Origin of the sequence: Flavobacterium sp. (assembly GCF_044338735.1) — a bacterium.
Lineage (GTDB): Bacteria > Bacteroidota > Bacteroidia > Flavobacteriales > Flavobacteriaceae > Flavobacterium.
Genome location: NZ_JBIIWV010000225.1, coordinates 1 through 3,000 on the forward strand (window position 1 = coordinate 1; position 3,000 = coordinate 3,000).

The 3,000-nt window shown below is 30.4% G+C and carries 4 protein-coding genes; 2 read left to right on the plus strand and 2 right to left on the minus strand.

Annotation, left to right across the window (positions count from 1 at the left end):
* Window positions 1-526, plus strand: a 526-nt coding sequence (locus ACIQZC_RS10430) for an ATP-binding cassette domain-containing protein (protein WP_396139160.1), incomplete at its 5' end; no start/stop codon positions are given.
* Window positions 523-1,719 carry an LETM1-related biofilm-associated protein gene (locus ACIQZC_RS10435; protein ID WP_396139161.1) on the plus strand — a complete coding sequence of 399 codons (1,197 nt, stop codon included), beginning with the start codon at window positions 523-525 and terminating at the stop codon, window positions 1,717-1,719. The genes ACIQZC_RS10430 and ACIQZC_RS10435, both read left to right, overlap by 4 nt.
* Here the strand turns inward: ACIQZC_RS10435 and can are convergent.
* The gene (gene can / locus ACIQZC_RS10440) at window positions 1,716-2,351 is read right to left on the minus strand and encodes a carbonate dehydratase (protein ID WP_396139162.1); all 636 of its coding nucleotides are present in this window, start codon (window positions 2,349-2,351) and stop codon (window positions 1,716-1,718) included. The two genes, ACIQZC_RS10435 and can, sit on opposite strands and share 4 nt — an antisense overlap.
* Window positions 2,352-2,439: 88 nt before the next feature.
* A partial coding sequence (locus tag ACIQZC_RS10445; protein WP_396139163.1) for a carbonic anhydrase occupies window positions 2,440-3,000 on the minus strand: 561 nt, incomplete at its 5' end.

A 3,000-nucleotide genomic window follows, 5' to 3' on the forward strand; every position in this document is an offset into this window, starting at 1 on the left:
CAAAAAAGAAGTTTTAGAAGTTACTTTTGAAGGAAAGAATATTGACAACATTCTAAAAATGACTATTGACGAAGCGCTATCATTCTTCACGGAACAGAAACAGACAAAAATTACCCAAAAATTACAACCTTTACAAGATGTAGGTTTGGGTTATGTGCAATTAGGTCAGTCCTCTTCTACCCTTTCTGGAGGCGAAGCACAACGTATTAAATTAGCCTCTTTTTTAGTGAAAGGAACAATAAAAGACAAAGCCTTATTCGTTTTTGACGAACCCACAACAGGATTGCATTTTCATGATATCAAGAAATTATTAGCTTCGTTTGATGCCTTATTAGAAAAAGGACATTCAATCATTGTAATTGAACATAATTTAGACCTTATCAAATGTGCCGATTATATTTTAGATATTGGCCCTGAAGGAGGTGAAAATGGTGGTAAATTAATAGCTTTTGGCACACCGGAAGAAGTGGCTAAAAACAAGAATTCGGTAACAGGAACTTATTTAAAAGAAAAACTAAAAAAATGATAAACCCTTCTACCAACGGATGGATTGATAAGTTTTTTACTGAAAATCAGGATAATTTCATTGATTTTAAAAGTAATTATGTGTCATTCTATGAAAGTTGTAGAACAACTGGTTTTATTTATGGTTATGTAGTCAATTTTCAATTAAAAGCGCCTCTAAATACATCAAAATGGTCTTATGATGAAATTACTAAAGTTGGTTTTTTAAATACATTATTCTCAGTTTATTTGCTTGAAAACCAAAAAGGCAATACAAAAGATTTTATTGAGTTGGTTTATGAGTTTTACAAAATTATTCAGCCTGAAAACCTGAATTTTATCAAAAAAATACTACCCGAAGGTACTCGCAGCTCCCGATTAGAAAAAGTAATTGACGGTCGCATTCAAACCAATCAGAATAGCATTAGTAAAAACTTTTCACATATTATAACTAATGCTTTGTTGTTTATTGATGTATTGGCTTTTCACTATTATTTAAAAAACGATAATTTACCCAATGATTATTTAAAAAACATAGAATCAGATTGTATAAAAATCATATCCTTTGCATTAAATATCAAACAAAATAAATCACAATATGATGAATTATTAGTGAAATTATTTGAAAACTCCATTCGATATACAAAATTTACAACTATTGATTCTATTGAGTTTACTGATCTTAAGTTAACAAAATATAACGAAATATTAGAAAAATTATATCTTTTAGATATTGCTCAAATGGCGCTTTGGAGTGATCAACAATTAGAAGCTGATGAAAATAGTTTTTTAGAAAATATAAGCAATGTATTGAAGATTGATGCTCAAATTCTTGAAAAGAGCAATTCTGAAATTCGGCATTTCATAGCAACCTACAAAGCAGAAATTCCGTTTTTTAATTATTCAAATCCGATCAAGCATTTTTATGAACATACGAACAAAAACGTTACAAAACTAATTATCAGAAATAAAGATCGATTGACAAAAGAAATCAAAGAAAGTGGCGAATTGATGCAACTTTTAGCGCAATCAACTACTAAAGATTTAACAAAAGAAGAAAAAAAGAAAGTAAAAAAACAGCTACTCGACATTTGTAAAACAATTCCGTCTTTAACTATTTTTTTACTTCCTGGAGGTAGTTTACTACTACCTATTTTAATTAAATTTATACCTCAATTATTACCTTCAGCCTTTAATGAAAATTTGGAGGATTAGAATTTTAACTGGTAAACATCATCTAAATCTTTATCGCAACTAAAATTTACGCCTAAATCGGTAACATAACCATCATTAAGACCATAAACCCAACCGTGTAACGTAAGTTCTTGACCGTTTTTCCACGCATTTTGTACAATTGAAGTTTTAGCTAAATCAAGCACTTGTTCTTTTACATTAACTTCTACAAACGTATTAAAACGTTCTTTTTCATCTATAATAGCGTCTAATTCTTCATGATGAAAACGATACACATCTTTTATGTGACGAATCCAATTGTCAATAATTCCAATAGAATCATTACCCATTGCTGCTTTTACACCACCACATCCATAATGGCCACAAACAATTACATGTTTCACTTTTAATGCGTTTACGGCGTAATCTAAAACACTTAGCATATTCATGTCTGAATGCACTACCATATTTGCTATATTTCGATGTACGAATACTTCACCAGGTTCGGCACCAATAATTTCATTTGCTGGTACTCGACTATCTGAACATCCTATCCACAATAATGGTGGACTTTGTCCGTCTGCTAAATTTTTGAAATAATTTGGACTTATGGCTAATTTATTTTCTACCCACTTTTTATTGTTATCTAGTATTTTTTTATAAAAATCGCCCATTTTAATATTTTTTGTGGTACCAAATATAAAAAAAAGCTATCAATTTCTTTTACTTTTTTTGAAATGATAGCTTTAATAATTTTATTGTTTAATGTCTAAGTTCGGCAACTGTAAATTCTGGGTTTAAATCATCCTTTATATATTGAACATCTTCATAAAAAGTTACTAATCCTGTTTCAATATCGTGCATTGCTCCTACAATACCTATTTGTCCTGCTTCTAGCATTCGTTCTAAGACAAAACTTCTTTCAATGATATTCTTTACGCTTCGTTTTACATTAATTTGAGCAACATTTTCTACAAAAGGTCCGTTTTTTGAAGTTCTATTGTCAGAAGTTACTTTTTCTTCATAAACAGCGGGTTGAATTTTTGATAAGAGTTCTGTTAAGTTACCCATTTCAACGTGATCACAAGCCCCTTTTACTGCGCCACATTTTGTGTGTCCTAACACTACAATTAACTTTGAACCTGCTACTTTACAAGCAAATTCCATACTTCCTAATATATCTGTGTTTACAATATTTCCAGCAATTCTTACCGAAAAAACATCGCCTAGACCTTGATCAAAAATTAGTTCTGCCGAAGTTCTACTATCAATACAACTCAAAATAGTTGCAAATGGCCATTGACCATCTCTAGTTTCATTAGC